Here is a 3,489-nt window from a genome sequence, read left to right on the forward strand (position 1 = left end):
TGTTTGGTTTCATTATAACTATTTTTTATAAGATTATTTTGCAAAGTATGATACTTAGAGGTCTGTATCTTTTTATTTAGATTTTCACCTGTTTCATTAGTAGTTGCTGCTATTTGTTGTAGTGTACTAGTTTTGTTCACTTCGTTTGAAATAGTCAACTTAGGTACATCTTTTTTCTTTACTAAATATGGTGCTTTAACATTTTGCGCTTTGGAATTAACTTTTTTTGTTGAATATTTTTTTTCTGAGGATAAGGACAATAAATATTGTCCCCGTTTATTCTTGGTGTCGTAGTTGGTTCAATAGTAATTTCTTTTGCAAGATATGCTGAATTGTCTTCTTTCGCTTTGTCAGAAAGAGGTTTTTTAGAATTCTGTACTTGTTGTAAATTTATAATCTCATCTGTGGTTAAAGGTTTTTGAAACAAATAACAAATCCCATCATTTAAATGATACCTATTTTCAAAAGAGCCTTCTAAACGAATAAAGCAATTAAACATGTATACGCCTTTATTGTTGTGATCTTTATTGTCATATATGTATAGATTCCCATTTTTAATAAAGCGCTCTAATTCTAGCTTTACATTATAGTAATTAGGAAGGCTGTTTATATTCGTCTTAAATAAATAACCATAATAATAGAATTTTTCACTTTGTATGGAATCTTTTTCAAGTTGGCATAAATACAAGGTTTGTTTATCTGGTGGATTCATAACTACTTTATTGAATTTGAAAATTCTTTGTGCATTATAAAAATTTATATAAAAAGTTTCTTGTCGATTCGCTTTCTTTCTTAAAGAGCATTTTTGTATAAAACCCTTGTCGTTTAAAACATAAAGTGAATCAGCGTTATTTAAATATACTAGCTCATTGGAAATACGTTTAGTTTGATTTTTCTTGAAATCATCAAGCTTCACTCGACTGATATGAAAAATCCATAGTACAGGGATTTTTGCTTCACTATAGTCTTTTGTTCGAGCTATTAACTCTTCACGTTCTATTTTTGATGCTTGGAATTCGACTACAAATGGCTGATCATTTTCATAGATAACCATATCAGCTCGTCTTCCTGGAATAAGGATTGCTTCCATATCAACTTTAAGTTCTGGTCGATATTTTTTTAAATGTTTAAAAAAATTCTCTTTCATATCTACATGTTTTTTAGATTCACCAGTTCCACTAAAAGCACAAGCGCTACCTGCTACATGCGCAAAATGATGAATCCTCTCATCCCCTTTTCTAGGATTGACTTGTGCTTTACAATGTGGACAGAAATATGTATTGCCATCTCCTTTTTCAACTATCCAAATATGGGAATCTTCACCATTTTGATTTATAGCACGCTGCATAGCCATTAAAACACCTCTTTTTAACTAAAATAAATTGATTTCAAATTATTGTGAATACTATAATTGTACATTAGTTCCAATACTAGTTGAAAGTAGAGATAGAATAAAATGAGTTTTATAAAAGATGCAAAATGTTAAACTCATGAGAATCAGTGATATATAATAAATATTGGGGTAAGTTCTTATGTATATTGTGATAAGGACTTATTTGCATGGGTACCACTCTATTTTGTACAATAAAAGAAAAACATCATATGAGATGGGGAGAGGAAAACCCATGCCCAATCACCAATTAGTGAATTTACGCATTGATTTTGCTTTTAAATAATTATTTGGTACAAGTGGAAATGAAGATATTCTCATTGCCTTTTTAAATGCGATGTTACAATATTCTTTAGAATCACCGATTGTTTCGTTGCAACTGGAAGATCCACACTTACACCCAGAATATGAAGAGGATAAATTATCAATTTTAGATATTTCCGCTACATTAGATACAGGCACAAAGGCGAATGTAGAAATACAGCTGAATAACAATCATGACATGATTAAGAGAAGTTTATATTACTGGGGAAGGCTATACACATCCCAACTTCAAAAAGGAATGCCATACAGCTCTCTTCATAAAACAATTACAATCAATTTATTAAATTTCGTTATGTTTCCTGAATACGAGGCATTCCATACAACTGGAATCCTTATGGAATCAGCAACAACAGAAGGTATTAAGTAGTAATATTGAAGTTCACATCGTAGAGATTCCAAAACTCATGCAACAGTGGCGGAATGAACAAGTAAATCCCTGGGAAGATTCATTTGTTCGTTGGTTGTTATTGCTTCCAGCGAATGAGGATGAACACTTAACCCAAACATTGGAGGATATTGCGATGAACCAAGATCCAATTTTACAAAAAGCGATGAATAAATGGGAACGTATGAGTCAAGATTCTTCTTTCCGACAAGCATATGAAGCAAGGGAAAAAGCGTTAATGGATGAAGCTGCAAAGTTTGCTCATGCTCGCAATGAAGGAGTTCAAGAAGGAAAAATACAAATGATTAAAGGTATGCATGAACTTGGCGTATCAATTGAAACAATTGCAAAAGCAAGTAAATTAAGTATAGAAGAAGTTGAGTTTATTTTCAAAGGAAATTCATAATAAACAATTAAGATAGTAAAAGAGCCGCAATCCCCAATGGCTGGGATTGTGGCTCTTTCTTTTACGATGCAAGAAGAAGACACAAGAGAAAAGATCAGTGACAAGATATTATTCATAGAAGAGACTTGTCACTGTTACGTTCTCTGTAAGAGTATAGCATAATTTGACTCTTTTTCTTAGTATAATCAATGTTAAAAGAAAATTCAAAAACAAAAACCATTTAACAGTTGATACCGATCAAAAAGATATAATATATGTTACCAATATACGGAACATACACGGGTAACTGTACCCATTTCTCTAAAAAGGAGAGGAAAGCAATTTAAATAAGTGCTTTCCCTTTTTGACATGTATAAATGACCTACAGATTGCTCTTCGATAATAATTATATATCCATTCAATGATATTTGGCTTTATATTTTGTTCTTTAACGGAGTTAATTTGTTATTGCTTCTAGGGTGTTTATTTACTTCAAATTTATTGACAATAATATGTATAAAAAGATTAATGAATATAAAGAGGTTATACATAAATTAATGAGATAACAATAGCACTTGAAGAGGTGATTACGTTATTTAATTTTTGGAGGTTACCATGACGAATATAACGAAGTACATAACAAGTAAATTTCAATAAAATATAGATATGAACCAAATTTTTCAATGTATAAAACAACTTAACATGGTAAAATAATATTTGGATGGGAGTCAAATACATATTATTAAAATTAAAGTGGTTCAAGTCGGAGGAAGGCACCTTAGGGTGTCTTTTCTTTTGTGATTAATTTGGTATATTTTGTCTTATACACCTTTTTGGGGGGATGGGCAAAAACACCCAACATTAAAATGACCAATTGAATTTCCGGCAGGTGTTGGATGATTTCACCTACTTCAACTATATTGGTTTTTACCCCTTCAATAGTCACTGGAACCGTCGCTCTTTGTGGAAGATTTTTTTCTTTCTTTTTAACTAGTGGGGGTATCG

2 protein-coding genes and 1 pseudogene are annotated in these 3,489 nt (G+C 31.3%); 1 reads left to right on the top strand and 2 read right to left on the bottom strand.

Features of this window, described 5'->3' with window-relative positions; all coding sequences use genetic code 11:
* Positions 1-181: 181 nt before the first annotated feature.
* Positions 182-1,354, bottom strand: a complete 1,173-nt coding sequence (locus ACQGS6_RS24880) for a competence protein CoiA (protein WP_426965764.1) — start codon at positions 1,352-1,354, stop codon at positions 182-184.
* 349 nt (positions 1,355-1,703) lie between these two features.
* Between ACQGS6_RS24880 and ACQGS6_RS24885 the strand changes: the two are divergent.
* Positions 1,704-2,505 (top strand): annotated as a pseudogene (locus ACQGS6_RS24885) (Rpn family recombination-promoting nuclease/putative transposase).
* A 757-nt stretch (positions 2,506-3,262) separates the two neighbouring features.
* On the opposite strand, the gene ACQGS6_RS24890 reads toward ACQGS6_RS24885, so the two are convergent.
* Positions 3,263-3,489, bottom strand: a 227-nt coding sequence (locus tag ACQGS6_RS24890) for a hypothetical protein (RefSeq protein WP_426965765.1), incomplete at its 5' end; no start/stop codon positions are given.

It is taken from the genome of Bacillus sp. GMs2/2 (genome assembly GCF_050172095.1).
GTDB classification, from domain to species: domain Bacteria; phylum Bacillota; class Bacilli; order Bacillales; family Bacillaceae_G; genus Bacillus_A; species Bacillus_A cereus.

Bases quoted from the DNA above. Each gene is read 5' to 3' on its own strand.
- ACQGS6_RS24880 (WP_426965764.1), bottom strand. From the start codon at position 1,354: ATGGCTATGCAGCGTGCTATAAATCAAAATGGTGAAGATTCCCATATT.